This window comes from Candidatus Zixiibacteriota bacterium (assembly GCA_035380245.1).
Taxonomy (GTDB): domain Bacteria; phylum Zixibacteria; class MSB-5A5; order GN15; family FEB-12; genus DAOSXA01.
The window spans coordinates 151,736-166,815 of sequence record DAOSXA010000002.1; the positions used below are offsets into that span (position 1 = coordinate 151,736).

Sequence of the window (15,080 nt, forward strand, 5' to 3'; positions counted from 1 at the left end):
TACAATCGAGGATTAAGCCATGCAGTTCGCGAATAGACTGAAACGTTTAGGCACCGAAAGCGCATTTGAGGTGCTGGCAAGAGCCAAGCAGTTGGAGGCGCAGGGTAAATCGGTTATCCATCTTGAGATTGGCGAGCCTGATTTCGATACCCCGACCAACATCTGTGAAGCTGGAATTAAGGCGATCCGCGACGGCAAAACCCATTACTGTCCGTCAGCAGGTATCCCCACGGCGCGGCAGACGATTGCCGACTATGTCTCCAAGACTCGCGGCATCAATGTCGCCCCCGAAAGCACCGTGGTTATGCCTGGCGCCAAGCCCTTGTTGTTCAATGCGATCTTTGCATTAGTTAATGAGGGGGATGAGGTCATCGTCCCGAATCCGGGTTACCCCATTTACGAATCGGTAGTTGACTATGTCGGTGCTACGCCGGTTCCGATGAAGCTTTCCGAAGAAACCGGTTTCCGCTTTTCTGCTGATTATCTCAGATCCCTGATAACCGACAAGACCAGCATGATCATCGTCAACTCACCTCAGAATCCAACCGGCGGCATTCTCACAATGGCCGAGCTGGAAGCGATCTATGAGATGGCTGAGGAACATAACCTCTGGATTCTGACCGATGAAATCTACTCGCGCATTGTTTACGATGTTCCGTTCCAGTCGATTCTCCCGGTACCGGGCGCGTTGAAACGGACGATCATGGTCGACGGTATGTCGAAAACCTACTCCATGACCGGTTGGCGTCTGGGGTATGGCGTGATGCCGAAAGAAGTCGCGGATGTTCTGACGAAACTGGCGATCAACAACTTCTCCTGCACCGCGACCTTCGCTCAGGACGCTCTGGTCGAAGCTCTCACCGGACCGCAGGACGACGTCGTGAAGATGGTCACGGAATTCCAGAAGCGCCGCGATGTTTTCGTCGACGGACTGAATAAGATCAAGAACGTGAGCTGCACCAAGCCGCTCGGCGCTTTTTATGTCTTCCCAAACATCACCAAGACCGGTATCGAGTCACGCACACTGGCCAAACGTTTGCTTGAAGATGCCGGTGTGGCGTGTCTGTCCGGAACGGCGTTTGGCAAGTTCGGAGAAGGTTACCTGAGATTCTCTTATGCCAACTCAGTTGAGAATATCAAGGAAGCCCTGGTCCGTATCGATAAGCTGTTGAATGGTTGATCTACTCGACTATTATATGATATGATCGAAGCCGGGTCTAAAAGCCCGGCTTTCCTTTTGTTTCCCGGTTTTTAATTGATTCGCGCACATCCGGTCTTTACCGTTGGATCATGCGTTATTGTTATGTTACTAATAATCTGGTCGATCTGTGGAGTGCGCCGAAATTCGAATGTGAGCGTGTCAGCCAGCTCTTCTGGGGTGAACCTGTCGAATTGATGCAATCGGAGGAAGGTTTCGCTCAGGTACGTCAACCTGACGGTTACGAAGGTTGGGTAGATAGTCGTTTCCTGGCTCCCATGACATCCGATGACTATCACGCTGCAATAGGTAATTCAAATGCCGTCGTTCGCATCAACACCGCCGACATTTTCGCAAATACGCGAGGGCAGATTATCCCGCCGTTTTTTTTGTATTTCGGGACGAGGCTGAAAACCGAGCCGCTCAAATCGGCGTTCGTAAAAGTCCGAATGCCCGACAGCAGCCATTTCTACATCAAAAAGACAACCATAAGACCACTTGATTTTGAGATACCGGTTCCTGTCAACGGGATGTCGGTAATAGCAGAGGCACGACGCTTTTTAGGCGTGCCGTATCTCTGGGGCGGGGTATCTCCGGCCGGTTTCGATTGTTCCGGATTCGTACGAACCGTGTATTCGTCGCTGGGGATATACTTGCCCCGTGACACTAAGGATCAGATCAAGGCGGGAAGTCGAATCGAGCTCGATAAGCTGAAAGCCGGCGATTTGCTGTTCTTCAAGCGTCATGTCGCCATCGCGCTGGATGAAAAGAACTTCATCCATAGTTCGCGCGGCGGTGGAGGTGTTCGCATTAACAGCCTTGATCTCAATGACCCTTCCTGTCGGATCGACCTGAAAGACACCTTTGACCAGGCTCGGAGGATTCTGTGATGCAAGTCGACAGTGTACGTGTCGATCTCCCTTTGAAAAAACGATTTGCCACGGCCGCCGGGGCTGCGGACGTTAAATCAAACTATCTGACCTTACTTAATAATCGTTACTCGGGTGAAGCAGCCCCTTCGGTGGCCTACGGCCCGACAGACGAAGAACTACGAGAAGACCTCGAAAAAGGGATGGATTATATTCGAGGTCTCGATAAAGTTGAAATCGGTACTCTCGAAGCGATTGACCACCTTCCCATCAATCCGCTAGCCCGATCGGCTCTTATGGGTATGACTCTCAACTATCTGTCCGGTGAGAGCCGTCGCTATGCCTGGGAGTTGCTGGGGCTCTCAACGCCGTTGGGAATCAAGAGCTCATTCACGATCAGTGTCGACAAGTCCTCGGACATGATCGATGCTATCCGAGCGACGGATTATCCGATCGTAAAAATCAAGATGGGACACGAAGAAGATGTTCTGCTTCTGGATGCGCTCGAACAGGTCAAAGGTAAAGAGATTCGTGTCGATGCCAACGGCGGCTGGTCGTGCGCCAAAGCGGAAGAGATGCTGTATCATCTCGGACGAATCGGCGTCAGGATCATCGAGCAACCGACTAAAATAGAGTTCGTCGATGAATGGCAACATCTCAAGGGAAAAGACTCCGAGGTGTTGTTGCTGGCCGATGAAGGACTCAACACGATCAACGATTACGAGCGAATCAAGAGCGGAATAGACGGTATCAATATCAAACTCGAGAAATCGGGTGGCATTCTCGAAGGAATGCGTCTCGCCAATCGAGCCCGTCAGGACAATAAGAAAGTCATGTTGGGTTGTATGGTCGAATCCTCGGTCGGTATTGCCCAGGCTGTTTATATGTCTTCACTGGCTGACTACTTCGACCTTGACGGACCGTTGTTGCTGGAGCACGACATCGCCCGAGGCATTCGTTATGACCGTGAATCTATCGAAGTTGACCGTGAAATAATCGGCGGACCGAAGTTAAAACGTGATGTTCTTCAGAAGTATATTAAAGTCTGATGTTGTGCTGATTGCCGCCTTGCTGATTTTACTCTGGCCGGCGGCGACATCCCAGGCGCAGACGGAAAGACAGGACCCGACTGTCACCTTCATCTATCCCGAAGAAGGTCAATTGATAGGGGCTGTCGATTCCAGTTTCGTGTTGGGACATGTCGATCATCCTCAACAAGGAGCTGTCTTTCTTCTGACTATCAACGGCGATACCGTTCAGGTCCATGAAGGGGGAGGTTTTATTGCCTGGGTACCTCTTGAACCGGGAGAGTTCCGTTTCATTGCCAGGGCGGTTGCTTTTAAAAAGCAACCTGATCTCGTAGGAGAAAACGGAATTTCATCGTTGCTGATGCGTCTCGTCGAAAAAACTCCGCAATTGCCACCTGAAGTTTTAGGATGGGTATCAGACACTCTGACCGTACAAGTTCCCGAACCTGACCAGCCCCTTCCCGATGACAGCCTCCTGATAGTGGGGGATTATCGTCCGCCGTCAGGGAATCTCGCTCTAGGTTCAGGGGAACAATTGATATTGAGTTTCCGTGGAACACCCGGTTGTCGTGCCTGGGCTTCAATTGAAGGTGTTGTCGACTCGATTCCTATGAGCGAGGAGATACCTCAATTTCAACCATACTGGGGTGAAGCGGTTTTCGGGATTGGCGCTGTACCGGAATCGCTTATGGTAGCTGGAGTCTACACCGGGTTCTGGGAGGTTCCATGCCATCTGACCGGTGACAAAATCTACCCGACATATCATCTGGCGCCTCCTTCGCGAGCTCAGATATTTGGCCGACTTCTTTCAAGCACGCCTTCGACGAATCGAGCAAGCCTGGCCGATCTTATGGAGCTATCCTGTTATGAACCGATCTCAATTTCTGCCGGATATAGAGTCAGTATCAACAGCGCTCGTTTCCCGGTTACGGTTGAGTTTACGGATACCTTACAGGTGATAAGATATGGGCCACGCCGAGGCTATTTCGCAATTGCCCAGCCGGCAGGAGTACGGGCGTTGGCTATTGGGGGAGAGGGTGACTGGTATCGTCTTCGTCTCGCACCGGGACAATACGCCTGGGCCAATCGCCTTTCGGTGAAAACACTTGCTCCCGGTTTACTCCCTCCCAAATCGCTTCTGAGAGCAATTCGGTGCCATAGTCTCGATGACCGTCTGGAAATTGAGTTCCCGCTAAGCGGCAAGCATCCTTTCCGGATAATCGAAGAATCAACCAGGGAAATTCGACTGCAATTGTTCGGTGTGACTTCGGATACCGACTGGATCAGGTACGAAGCCGATGATGACCTCGTTGAGATGGCCAGTTGGTACCAACCACAGGAAGATGTGTACGAATTCCGTTTGTCGCTGCATCACAAATTGTGGGGCTATGATACCGAGTATCGGGGCAACAGCCTGGTGTTGACTTTGAAACGCGAGCCGGATGATATCGGCGACCTCGAGCATAAACTCATCGTGCTTGATCCGGGCCATTCATCCGATCCTGGAGCGATCGGACCGACCGGTCTGACCGAAGCGGAGGTCAACCTAGACATTGCCCTTGAATTATACAAGGAACTCCGGCGTCACGGTGCGGATGTTGTCATGACTCGCTACGACGATCGCAATGTGCCTTTGTACTCACGCCCGGCTTTCGCTGATTCCGTTGGTGCCGACCTGTTTATTTCGATTCATAACAATGCTTTGCCGGATGGGGTAAATCCGTTCGAGAATAACGGAGCTTCGGTTTATTACTACCATCCCCATTCGCTGGATTTGGCGCGAGCGGTCCATCACTGTCTGCTGGACGAGATCGATCTCCCGGACCATGGTCTCTATCATGGAAATCTGGCCGTTGCTCGCTCTACCGCCTATCCGGCAATACTCATAGAGTGCGCCTTCATGATTCTCCCCGAACAGGAGGCGATGCTTAAGGATGTCGGATTCCGCAAAAAAATAGCCCGCGGAATTCGTGAAGGAGTTGAACGTTTTCTGAAGGATCGCAAAGATGAGCGATAGTCAGAACAGCAAGAAATACGGACCTTCGTGGCTAATTTACACCTCGTTGGTGATCGTTGGAATTCTCCTTTTGGCCGATGCGGTACAAATGCTCACGCTTACCCGTTGGACGGCCAAGGTTGGTATCGGTTTAATCTGGTCGGCGATTGCATTGTTGACAGGCAAAGGGCGCTGGGCGGGGAACCTTGCCGTGATCATCATCTGGGCGGGCATTATCGCAACATATTTGTTCTGAGATTCTCCTTACTCAACGAGAGCGTTGCTCCATCATCCACGTGAAGCAGGGCAAGATCGTGGAGATAAGCGATAATCGTTGCATCGATTGTCGGCGTTCGCTAAATTATGCCTATGGGCAAGCGCTCGAAAAGCAAATCGTTTAAAGCCCAAAGCAAGGAGGACGATTCCCGGGGAAGACGGTCTCTCAATCCGGCCGTTCGTTTCGTACTTCTGTTTCTCCTGCTTGTTATCATCCTGGGGCTTTTGTATGCCCATCTGACCGCCTCGTATCACGAGAAAATTGCCTGGGTGATGGATATTACGGCTGTGCTGACGGGTTGGATCATGTCAGTCGTTCCCGGCGACAGCTACCGTTTCGGTACGGTTTGTGTTTACAACGGCTTCACCGTTGAAATAATCGACGAATGCACCGGCCTGCTGGAAATGGTTATTTACAGCGCCGCGGTGCTCGCATTCTCGACCTCGATCCGCAACAAGCTCAAGGGCCTGGCGATTGGCATCCCGGCGATTTTCGTGTTTAATCTCGTGCGTATCGTCGTTCTACTTCTGGTAGGGGCTCACTCTCAGAGCCTTTTTGAATTCATGCACCTCTATTTCTGGCAGGCGACTCTTATCATCATGATCGCTGCCGTGTGGATCGGCTGGCTCTACCTGGTGGTTTTCCGTGAAAAAAGAATGCTGGCTGTTCCTCAGTAAGCTGATCGGGGCCAGCTTGATCCTGGGCTGGATCTGGTTTGCCTGGTGGCAGGAAGTCTATCCGGACATGCTGCGACCGGTAGCCGTTCCGTTCTTTCGCCTGTTGGGCGTTAAGCGATGGTTTCTTGAACTGCTGATGCATCACTACACCAGCCTGATTCCATACCTGGCGCTGGTTATTGCCACACCGGGGCATATCAAGAACTACGGTCGAGGCTTAGTTGCTTTTTTCGGGGGGAGTGGTGTAATTATCCTTGGACATTTACTGATGTCGGCGGTGGTGTTTTTTATCGTTGATGCCTACGGTTTGGGTAAAACCGCCTACCGGCTGACCGTACCGGTTTATCTTATCAACGATTCTTTCCCGCTGGTGCTCTGGTTGTTGTTCTACCATGAAATTCTGATCAAGTTATTTCCACTCCTTCGCTTTAGCGACAGCCAATCCGCCAGGTAGAAGCTCGTGGGAAGTACTATAGCTTAATCATAAAAAAGTACCCCCGCCAGGAATCGAACCTGGATTTCCGGCTCCGGAGGCCGACGCGCTATCCGTTGCACCACGGGGGCATCTCTTACTGAAACCAGAAGATACCAAGGGGGTACCTTGAGGCCTATAAATAATCTTCCGAAACATGCTTGGCAACCAGTATTTCAATAGAAATTCATACATAAACGAGATTAAGCATATAATGAGTGAATCAAAAGCGAGCTCTGCATGGAATTACGATGGCTGAAATATGGAGTATCACATTATAAATCAACAGGATAGAGACATGAAACGACCAGGGGGAGAGGGGATTTTAGGGATTGGTTCATAGTCTGACTATAGACCACAATCTGTCGAGAAATTTGTTGCGTACAAACAAGTTAATGGTTAACTTATCCAGTTCTCGTGGGCAATTGCCCACTTTTTATTGGAGTATTGCTTTGGCGCAGAACTTGAAAGAACAAGTTACGGCTTTAATTGAAGGCCCTTTAAAGGACGAAGGGTGTGAATTGGCTGAAGTGGTCCTGTCACAGTACAAGGGATCGTTCACACTCAAGCTGTTCGTTTATTCGCCCCAGGGGGTAAGCCTTGATCGTTGCGCCGAGTTGTCGGATTTGGTCGGAGACCTGATTGACGGAACCGATTTGTTCGAAAACGGTTATCTGTTGGAAGTGTCGTCGCCGGGTCTGGACCGGCCTTTAAAACAGGCCATAGATTACAAATACCGTGTGGGTGAGAGCATTATCGTTGAGTTTGTCGAACCTAAGCGGAAAAAAATACAGGCTGAGATCATTTCAGCTACAGATACGGACATTGAGCTGAAAGACGACAGCGGGACTTTCCGACTGCCCTTGTCCGAGGTGAAACAGTCAAAAATCGTATTCTAACGGAGAATACTTAGATGGCATTCGACATGGTAGAGGCGATGACTCTCATCGCTCGCGAAAAGAATATCGACTTCGATTCGGTAGTCGAAACGGTTCAGGCCAGTTTGCTGGCCGCCGCCAAGAAGAAATACGAGTACACCGATAATTTCAGCTTCAAGTTCGACCGTAAAAACAACGAACTGCTGATGATCGCCACTAAGAGCGTGGTTGAAGAGGTACAGGATCCGTACACCGAGATATCGCTAAAAGAAGCGCAGGATATCGATCCTGAAGCACAGATCGGTGATGATATCGACATCTATATCGACTACGAAATCGAATTCGGGCGCAACGCTATTCAATCGGCTAAGCAGATGCTGATTCAAAAGGTTCGCGAAGCGGAACGGGATCGCATCTACGAGGAATACATCGACAAGGTCGGTACTCTGGCTTCCGGTGTCGTACAGCAGATCGACAAGGGGAACGTGATCGTAAACCTCGGTCGTGCCGAGGGAGTGCTTCCGGTCAAGGAACAAATCCCGCGTGAGAAGTTCCGCCAGGGGGACCGCGTACGAGCTTACATTCTCGACGTACAGAAAAATACACGTGGACCGCAGATTATTCTTTCGCGTGTGACCAACGAATTTCTGCACTCGCTGTTCGAGCTGGAAGTACCCGAGATTTACGAAAAGGTGATCGAAATTCGCGCAATCGCACGCGAGCCCGGGGAACGAGCCAAAATCGCCGTTTATTCTTCGGATGATCGAATCGATCCGGTCGGCGCCTGTGTCGGTATTAAGGGTGTTCGTGTTCAGGCAATTGTCCGGGAGTTGAACAACGAACGGATCGACATCGTGCCGTACACCTCGGCTCCGGAAATGTTCGTCACGCGGGCATTGGCTCCGGCTCGAGTGGTGGCCGTAGATGTGTTCGAGTTGGAAAAGAAAATGACGGTTGCGGTTGAAGACGAAAAGCTGTCTCTGGCAATCGGACGCAACGGACAGAACGCCAGGCTGGCCTCCAAGTTAACCGGGTGGAAAGTCAATATCATGTCTGAGACCGAGTATAACGAAGCCAAGCACCGCGAGGCGGAATTGCTGGCTCCGGTTGGCAACCTGGACGGCATCGGTGATAAAATCCAGGAGAGACTGGTTGAGGCGGACATCAGTTCGGTTCAGCGTCTGGCTGCGGCGACCGTCGATACTCTCGTTAAGATTCCCGGAATCGGTGAGAAAACCGCTGAGACATTGATCGAGAAGGCTCAGGAATACGTGAAGCAGCTCGAAACGGAGTACGATCGCAAGCGCAACTTGCAAAAACAACGCGAAGCGGAACGGGCCGCACGTGAAGAGAAACTCACCGCCGAGGACGTCTTTGACGACGACGAAGATTATGTCACGGAACAGGATGATGTCCCGCTGGCTCAGGCCCCCGATTTCGGTGATCTGCTTGAAGATGACGGCAGTGAAGACGAGGCTGAATCTGAGGAGACCGCTCCTTCAGATGAAGATCAGGATGAGCCGAAGAACACGGCTGACGATGAGGACGAGGAACGAGAATAAGTTTGGGTTGAAGGAATACAACCAGAGCTCACAATCAGGTTGATTGGATGCCTGAAGGAGGTGAGGCAGGATGACTGATAATAAGCAAAGAATATATGAACTGGCGAAGGAATACAAGATATCGTCGATGGCGATGTTGAACATCCTGCGTGAGCTGGAGTTTGAGCCAAAATCTCACATGTCGGTAGCAACCGACGAGATGAAGGCCGCAGTGAAGAACAAGTTCACGGAGCAGAAGCAAGCGGCGAAAAAAGAGATGGAGCAACGTACCACGGCCAAGGAGACAGCCTCCGGTATCAAGGCCAAGTCAACTACCATCGGTGGGATCAAAGTAGCCGACGGGGGCTCCAACGTTGCAGGATTGATGCGCCGTATAGACAAGAAACAGCGCAAAAAGGAACGCCGTCGTAAAAAGGATCGTCGTACTGTGGATAAGACCGAAGTCGCAAAGAGTTTCCGCGCTACCATGGCTAATCTTGGCACCTCCAAGACTCGGAAAAAATACCGCCGCGACCATACTACCGCCGACAACGGACAGTACCAGGCCGATAATGTCATTGAAGTGAACGAGTTCATGTCGGTGGCTGAACTGGCCAAACAAATGGATCATAAACCGGCTGAGTTGATCGCCAAATTGTTCGAGATGGGTATGATGGCGACGATCAATCAGCGGCTCGATATTGACACAATCGAGATGTTGGCCGGTGAGTTCGGTTTCGAAGTGGCTCAGATGACCGAGATCGGCGATGAAGTGCGTGAAGAAGAGGCGGAAGAACGTCTTGAACAGCGTGCTCCGGTAGTAACGATCATGGGACATGTCGACCACGGTAAAACCTCTCTCCTTGACTATATTCGTAAGACTAACGTGGTAGCCGGTGAAGCCGGTGCTATCACTCAGCACATCGGTGCTTACACGGTAATGCACGTGGGTGGTGTAATTACTTTTCTGGACACTCCCGGTCATGAAGCATTTACCGCTATGCGTGCCCGCGGCGCTCATATTACTGACATCGTAGTTCTCGTAGTGGCCGCTGATGACGGTGTTCGTCCTCAGACCATCGAGGCTATCGATCACGCTCGTGCGGCCGGTGTGCCGATTATCGTAGCGGTCAATAAAATCGATAAACCGACGGCCAATCCGGATCACATTCGCACCCAGTTAACCGAACATAACCTGATAGCCGAAGAATGGGGCGGCAAGACGATCATGGTCGATGTCTCAGCCAAAACCGGCGAGGGCGTCGACAGACTGCTTGAGATGATTCTTCTCCAGGCAGAAATGATGGATCTTAAAGCCGATCCGGATATCCGCGCCCAGGGCGTCATCGTTGATTCCAGATTGGAAAAAGGACGAGGCCCCGTGGCGACGGTGCTGATTCAAAAGGGAACCTGCACGGTGGGTGATTCGATTGTCGCCGGGACTTGTTGCGGCCATGTCCGTACGATTATGGATGACCGTGAGAATTCTCTCAGGCTCGTGGGACCGTCAACCCCGGCACAAATCACCGGTTTAGGGGGTGTTCCTCAGGCCGGTGACTCGTTTATGGTGGTAGCGAACGATCAGGAAGCCAAGGAAATCGCACTCAAGCGCAACCAGATCAAACGTGAGCAGGACGTCCGTTTCACTCATGGCCGCACCAGCCTTGATAAGGTCTTTGACCGCATCAAGGAAGGCGCTATTAAAGAGATTCGCTTGATCATCAAAGCCGATGTAGACGGCTCGGTCGAGGTGCTTTCGGATACGCTCGGTTCTATTGCCAACGATGAAGTCAAAACACATATCATTCACAAGGGAGTCGGTACGATCACCGAGTCCGATGTTCTCCTGGCCGCGGCCTCTGACGCGATCATTATCGGTTTCCAGGTACGCCCCGATGCCCGTGCCCGCGAGGTGGCTCGATCCGAGCAAGTTGACATTCGTACCTATGATGTAATCTACGAAGCCGAAAGCGACGTCAAGAAAGCGCTGGAAGGCCTCCTGAGTCCCGAAGTAAGCGAGAACTTCGTCGGTATGGCTGAAGTCCGCCAGTTATTCCGGGTGCCCAAGGTGGGCGTGATCGCCGGTAGTTACGTCAAGGAAGGGCGTTTCAATCGCAAGGACCGGGTACGTGTCGTGCGTGACGGCAAGGTGATCTTCAAGGGTGAGATGAGTTCACTCAAGCGCTTCAAGGATGACGCCCGCGAGGTGAAAGAAGGATTTGAATGCGGGATCGGCATCGAAAACTTCAACGATCTCAAGGTCGGTGACACCATTGAGGCTTTTGAAATCGTGGAGACGGCTCGCACCTTGTAGGCGGAAATACAGTGGTTACGGTTGTTTTGACGCTTCGTCTGGACCTTCCCGGGGCTCAATCCCTAAAGGACAAACGACGGGTTCTTAAGTCTATGATGACACGTATGCGTAATGACTTTAACATATCGATGGCCGAGGTTGACCTGAACGATCATCCTCGTCATGCTTTGATCGGTGCCGCGGTGATAAGTAATTCTGGCCAATTCGGTCAACAGGTCATGGCTAAGGTGATAGACCGGGTTACGGCCAATCCTGAGCTAATGGTAATTGATGTTCAGGTGGAGTCATTCTGATGCGTCAATACAACCGCTCAGATCGAGTCAGCGAAGAACTGCGGAAAACCATCTCGCGTATTATTGAGTCCGAATATGAAGGTAGTATACCCGGCATGGTGACTTTTACGCGAGTGAAGCTTTCCAAAGATCTCCGAAACGCCACGGTTTATTATTCATTTCTCGGCAGTGCCGAAGATCGTGAATCGGTTGGGCTATTCCTCGAACGTGAGCGAAAACATATCAGATATCTGGTAGGTCGTGAAATGCACATCCGGCACAGTCCGGAATTACTCTTCAGATTCGATCCTTCGATCGAAGAGGGGATTCGCATTGAGGAGCTGCTTAATCAGATCAACCGCGAAAAACAGGAACGTGAAGAATGACTCTTACCGGTTCGGCCTTCACCACTGATATCCTGCAGACAATCGCGGACGCACTGGAGCAGTCTCAGCGAGTACTAGTCGTGTCGCATATCGATCCCGACGGTGACGCCATCGGCACACTCCTGGCTTGTCGGCGCTATCTTCTCGATCTGGGCAAGGACGTAACTGCCGGTCGTCATGGGGTCATTCCGGATAAATATCGCTTTCTGAAGGGAACGGAAGATCTGCCGCTTTTCAGTGAAATGAATCCGAGAGCTTCTTTCGATACCGTTTTATCTTTGGAATGTCCGTTACAGGATCGAATGGGTGATGCCGCCCGTTTCCTGAAAAATGCTCAAAAGGTCGTGAATATCGATCACCATCGCGACAACATCCTGTACGGCGACATCAACTGGGTTAAAGCCGACTCCAGTTCTGTCGGGGAAATGATCACTCAGTTTTTTGAATACAAAAATTACACTATCCCGACAGAATCGGCCGAGCAACTCTATGCCGCCGTTATGACCGACACCGGCCGTTTTCGTTTCCCGTCGACGTCAGCCGAAACAATGAGAGTAGTCTCGGTGTTGATCGCAGCCGGAGCCAATCCTGAGCGGATATCCAACAAGGTTTATTTCGAAATGCCGATATCGACCGTTCGCTTGACCGGTAAAGTGCTCAATGAAATTGAATATCTTGATGACGGTCGATACTGCCTGCTTACCATGACTCGTGAAATGCTTAAGGAAACGGAAGCACATGAGTCTGAAGCTGAAGGTCTGGTCGATTACACACTTTACGGGCGCGGTGTCAGAGCCGGTGTGCTTTTCAAGGAAATCGATACCAGCACAACCAAGGCTTCGTTTCGTTCCCGAGACGGGATAGATGTAGCCGAAATCGCGAGCCGGTTTGGTGGCGGCGGACATCAACTTGCCGCCGGATGTACGATTGAGTTACCCATCGATGAAGCTAAGAAGCAAGTTGTTGACTTCTTAAGAGAGGCTGATCGTGGTCAGGAAGACAAATGATAAATATCATGGAGTTCTTCTTTACCATAAACCGCTGGGGATTACCAGTCATGATGCGGTGCAGGAGGTACGCCGGATGATTGCTCAGCGCAGTGTTGGCCACACCGGAACGCTTGATCCTCAGGCGGAAGGCCTCTTGCTTATGTGTCTCGGATCAGCTACTAAAATCTCACGGTTTCTGACTAATCATGACAAGGTGTATGAGGCGGAAATTACCCTGGGACGACGTTCGAGCACCTATGACCGAGAGGGAGTGGATTTTATGCTCCCGGCCAATGAGATTCCCGAGCTTGACAGATTCGCCATGAATGAAATTATGGATGGTTTCCGCGGTGAGATCAACCAGACCGTCCCCGCCTTTTCAGCCGTACATGTTGAAGGCGAACGACTGTATAAACAGGCACGCGCAGGCAAGGAAGTCGATGTCCCGACACGTCGAATCACAATAAAAGAATTGCAGCTAATTGACTGGACTGAGCCGCTCCTGACCATCACCGTAACATGTTCTGCCGGTACTTATATCCGATCTCTCGCTCATGATATCGGAGAAACGATTGGTTGTGGTGCGTTTCTTTCACGTTTGCGACGTACCCGTGTCGGCCGCTTTGATCTGGATCGAGCGCTTTCTCGTGATTCCCTCGCAACAACTTTGGCTCATGGACAGTTAAGTCAGAAACTGCTGTCCCCGAGAGATGCTCTTGATTTTCCGGCAATCACGGTAACACCTGAATTCGCCCGTTTTATCACGACGGGACGCGATTTAACCGTTGCTGATATTATCTCCTGCGAGCGACCGCTTGCACCCGGAGATGTCGCTTTACTCGTCGGCGCCAACAGTCAGGCCCTGGCAGTAGTTAAGATTCAGCAGTCGTTTTGCCAGGATAGCCCTCGGTTTGAGCCAAACGGGAAGCTCGTCAGTTATGTGAGGGTGCTGAATTGAGTATCGAATTCATCCATGGGCTCGATCAATTCAAACGATCAGGTGATCGCTCCGCAGTCGTAACCGTCGGGACTTTTGACGGGATCCACCTAGGCCATCAGGAGATTTTAAGGCGAGTGCTCCACAACAGTAAGAACGGTGAATTCGATACGATCCTCGTTACCTTTCACCCTCACCCCAGGGTTGTTGTGACACCCGACAGCGCCCCCCGCCTTCTCACTACTCTTCAGGAGAAAAAACGCTGGTTGCCGGACTTTTTCCGGGGTACTGTTTTGGTCCTCGATTTTGACGATGCTCTCAAGTCGATGGAAGCTGAGCAGTTTGTTAAGGAGATATTACTTAAAAGACTTGGAATGCATAAGCTTGTGGTTGGATACGATCACGCTTTCGGCAAAAATCGTAGCGGGACGATTGTCGAGTTGAATCGTCTGGGTAAGGTGATGGGATTCGAAGTCGAGGTGGTCGGACCGGTGCTTGACGGTGAGACAAGAATATCTTCTTCTCTCATCCGACGGACGCTGGCTGAGGGTGATTTCGCCGATGCCCTGCGATACCTGGGGCATCCCTATGCCATTTACGGTACGGTTGAAAAGGGGATAGGGCTAGGGCGTAAAATCGGATATCCCACCGCCAACATTAAATATGGTGAACGTAAACAATTACCTGCCGAAGGGGTGTATGCCTGTAAGGTTCTTATTGACGGCAAACGCCTTGATGGGATGATGTTTATCGGCAGGAATCATTTCAATCCCGGAAGTAAAGTTACCGTCGAGGCCAATCTGTTTGACTTTGACGCCGACATCTATTTTCACGATATTGCGGTTTGCCCCACGCATTTTCTCCGGAAGAACCGCCGGTTCGATTCACCCGAGGCGCTGGTGGCACAGATAGAATTTGATAAGAAAGAAGTGTTAAGAATAATACAACAGGAGATGAGAAATGTCAGTTAAACGGACCAACAAGACCCAGATTATCGATGAGCACAAGCTGCACGATACCGACACTGGGTCCCCCGAGGTTCAGATCGGTTTGTTGACCGATCGTATCAATCACCTTACCGAGCACATGAAGGTGCACAAGAAAGACTACCATACCAGACTGGGTCTGCTCAAACTGGTAGGCAAACGGAGAAGACTGCTCGACTATCTTAAGCAGAAGGATATCAACAGCTATCGTCAGATGGTCGCCAACCTTGGCCTGCGTCGATAAGTGCTCAAAACAGGAA

Annotated in this window: 16 protein-coding genes and 1 tRNA gene; 16 read left to right on the forward strand and 1 reads right to left on the reverse strand. The window is 51.0% G+C overall.

Features of this window, described 5'->3' with window-relative positions:
- The first annotated feature begins 19 nt into the window (after positions 1 to 19).
- The 7 genes from PLF13_05790 to PLF13_05820 all read left to right on the forward strand — a co-directional run bounded on the left by PLF13_05790 (position 20) and on the right by PLF13_05820 (position 6,499).
- Positions 20 to 1,180 carry a pyridoxal phosphate-dependent aminotransferase gene (locus PLF13_05790; GenBank protein HOP06788.1) on the forward strand — a complete coding sequence of 387 codons (1,161 nt, stop codon included), beginning with the start codon at positions 20 to 22 and terminating at the stop codon, positions 1,178 to 1,180.
- Positions 1,181 to 1,290: 110 nt separating this feature from the next.
- Complete coding sequence (locus tag PLF13_05795) at positions 1,291 to 2,088, forward strand: C40 family peptidase (protein ID HOP06789.1); 798 nt, start codon at positions 1,291 to 1,293, stop codon at positions 2,086 to 2,088.
- Positions 2,088 to 3,116 (forward strand): enolase C-terminal domain-like protein, encoded by a 1,029-nt coding sequence (locus PLF13_05800; GenBank protein HOP06790.1) that lies wholly within the window; start codon positions 2,088 to 2,090, stop codon positions 3,114 to 3,116. Before PLF13_05795 ends, PLF13_05800 begins: the two co-directional genes overlap by 1 nt.
- 4 nt (positions 3,117 to 3,120) lie before the next feature.
- The gene (locus PLF13_05805; GenBank protein ID HOP06791.1) at positions 3,121 to 5,112 is read left to right on the forward strand and encodes an N-acetylmuramoyl-L-alanine amidase; all 1,992 of its coding nucleotides are present in this window, start codon (positions 3,121 to 3,123) and stop codon (positions 5,110 to 5,112) included.
- Positions 5,102 to 5,347: a hypothetical protein gene (locus PLF13_05810; GenBank protein HOP06792.1), complete on the forward strand. Its 246-nt coding sequence runs from the start codon at positions 5,102 to 5,104 to the stop codon at positions 5,345 to 5,347. The genes PLF13_05805 and PLF13_05810 overlap by 11 nt, the downstream gene beginning before the upstream one ends.
- A gap of 107 nt (positions 5,348 to 5,454) precedes the next feature.
- Positions 5,455 to 6,045: an archaeosortase/exosortase family protein gene (locus PLF13_05815; protein ID HOP06793.1), complete on the forward strand. Its 591-nt coding sequence runs from the start codon at positions 5,455 to 5,457 to the stop codon at positions 6,043 to 6,045.
- Complete coding sequence (locus PLF13_05820) at positions 6,014 to 6,499, forward strand: hypothetical protein (protein ID HOP06794.1); 486 nt, start codon at positions 6,014 to 6,016, stop codon at positions 6,497 to 6,499. The genes PLF13_05815 and PLF13_05820 overlap by 32 nt, the downstream gene beginning before the upstream one ends.
- 38 nt (positions 6,500 to 6,537) lie before the next feature.
- Here the strand turns inward: PLF13_05820 and PLF13_05825 are convergent.
- A tRNA-Arg gene (locus tag PLF13_05825) sits at positions 6,538 to 6,609 on the reverse strand.
- Between the two features lie 360 nt (positions 6,610 to 6,969).
- Between PLF13_05825 and rimP the strand changes: the two genes are divergently transcribed.
- From rimP to rpsO, 9 genes are all read left to right on the forward strand, one after another.
- Positions 6,970 to 7,416, forward strand: coding sequence for a ribosome maturation factor RimP (gene rimP / locus PLF13_05830; protein ID HOP06795.1), 447 nt, complete (start codon positions 6,970 to 6,972; stop codon positions 7,414 to 7,416).
- 14 nt (positions 7,417 to 7,430) lie between these two features.
- Positions 7,431 to 8,957 (forward strand): transcription termination factor NusA, encoded by a 1,527-nt coding sequence (nusA, locus tag PLF13_05835; GenBank protein ID HOP06796.1) that lies wholly within the window; start codon positions 7,431 to 7,433, stop codon positions 8,955 to 8,957.
- Positions 8,958 to 9,027: 70 nt separating this feature from the next.
- Positions 9,028 to 11,250 (forward strand): translation initiation factor IF-2, encoded by a 2,223-nt coding sequence (gene infB, locus PLF13_05840; GenBank protein ID HOP06797.1) that lies wholly within the window; start codon positions 9,028 to 9,030, stop codon positions 11,248 to 11,250.
- Between the two features lie 11 nt (positions 11,251 to 11,261).
- Entirely contained in the window at positions 11,262 to 11,543 is a 282-nt protein-coding gene (locus PLF13_05845) for a DUF503 domain-containing protein (GenBank protein HOP06798.1), read from the forward strand.
- On the forward strand, positions 11,543 to 11,908 hold the full coding sequence (gene rbfA, locus PLF13_05850) for a 30S ribosome-binding factor RbfA (protein ID HOP06799.1): 366 nt from the start codon (positions 11,543 to 11,545) through the stop codon (positions 11,906 to 11,908). Before PLF13_05845 ends, rbfA begins: the two co-directional genes overlap by 1 nt.
- Positions 11,905 to 12,915, forward strand: a complete 1,011-nt coding sequence (locus PLF13_05855) for a bifunctional oligoribonuclease/PAP phosphatase NrnA (protein ID HOP06800.1) — start codon at positions 11,905 to 11,907, stop codon at positions 12,913 to 12,915. Before rbfA ends, PLF13_05855 begins: the two co-directional genes overlap by 4 nt.
- On the forward strand, positions 12,896 to 13,855 hold the full coding sequence (gene truB, locus PLF13_05860; GenBank protein ID HOP06801.1) for a tRNA pseudouridine(55) synthase TruB: 960 nt from the start codon (positions 12,896 to 12,898) through the stop codon (positions 13,853 to 13,855). Before PLF13_05855 ends, truB begins: the two co-directional genes overlap by 20 nt.
- Positions 13,852 to 14,805: a bifunctional riboflavin kinase/FAD synthetase gene (locus PLF13_05865; GenBank protein ID HOP06802.1), complete on the forward strand. Its 954-nt coding sequence runs from the start codon at positions 13,852 to 13,854 to the stop codon at positions 14,803 to 14,805. Before truB ends, PLF13_05865 begins: the two co-directional genes overlap by 4 nt.
- On the forward strand, positions 14,795 to 15,064 hold the full coding sequence (gene rpsO, locus PLF13_05870; GenBank protein HOP06803.1) for a 30S ribosomal protein S15: 270 nt from the start codon (positions 14,795 to 14,797) through the stop codon (positions 15,062 to 15,064). The genes PLF13_05865 and rpsO overlap by 11 nt, the downstream gene beginning before the upstream one ends.
- Positions 15,065 to 15,080 lie beyond the last annotated feature (16 nt).

Bases quoted from the DNA above. Each gene is read 5' to 3' on its own strand.
- rbfA (HOP06799.1), top strand. From the start codon at position 11,543: ATGCGTCAATACAACCGCTCAGATCGAGTCAGCGAAGAACTGCGGAAA.
- PLF13_05800 (HOP06790.1), top strand. From the start codon at position 2,088: ATGCAAGTCGACAGTGTACGTGTCGATCTCCCTTTGAAAAAACGATTT.
- PLF13_05855 (HOP06800.1), top strand. From the start codon at position 11,905: ATGACTCTTACCGGTTCGGCCTTCACCACTGATATCCTGCAGACAATC.
- infB (HOP06797.1), top strand. From the start codon at position 9,028: ATGACTGATAATAAGCAAAGAATATATGAACTGGCGAAGGAATACAAG.
- rpsO (HOP06803.1), top strand. From the start codon at position 14,795: ATGTCAGTTAAACGGACCAACAAGACCCAGATTATCGATGAGCACAAG.
- nusA (HOP06796.1), top strand. From the start codon at position 7,431: ATGGCATTCGACATGGTAGAGGCGATGACTCTCATCGCTCGCGAAAAG.
- PLF13_05790 (HOP06788.1), top strand. From the start codon at position 20: ATGCAGTTCGCGAATAGACTGAAACGTTTAGGCACCGAAAGCGCATTT.
- PLF13_05795 (HOP06789.1), top strand. From the start codon at position 1,291: ATGCGTTATTGTTATGTTACTAATAATCTGGTCGATCTGTGGAGTGCG.
- PLF13_05815 (HOP06793.1), top strand. From the start codon at position 5,455: ATGCCTATGGGCAAGCGCTCGAAAAGCAAATCGTTTAAAGCCCAAAGC.
- PLF13_05810 (HOP06792.1), top strand. From the start codon at position 5,102: ATGAGCGATAGTCAGAACAGCAAGAAATACGGACCTTCGTGGCTAATT.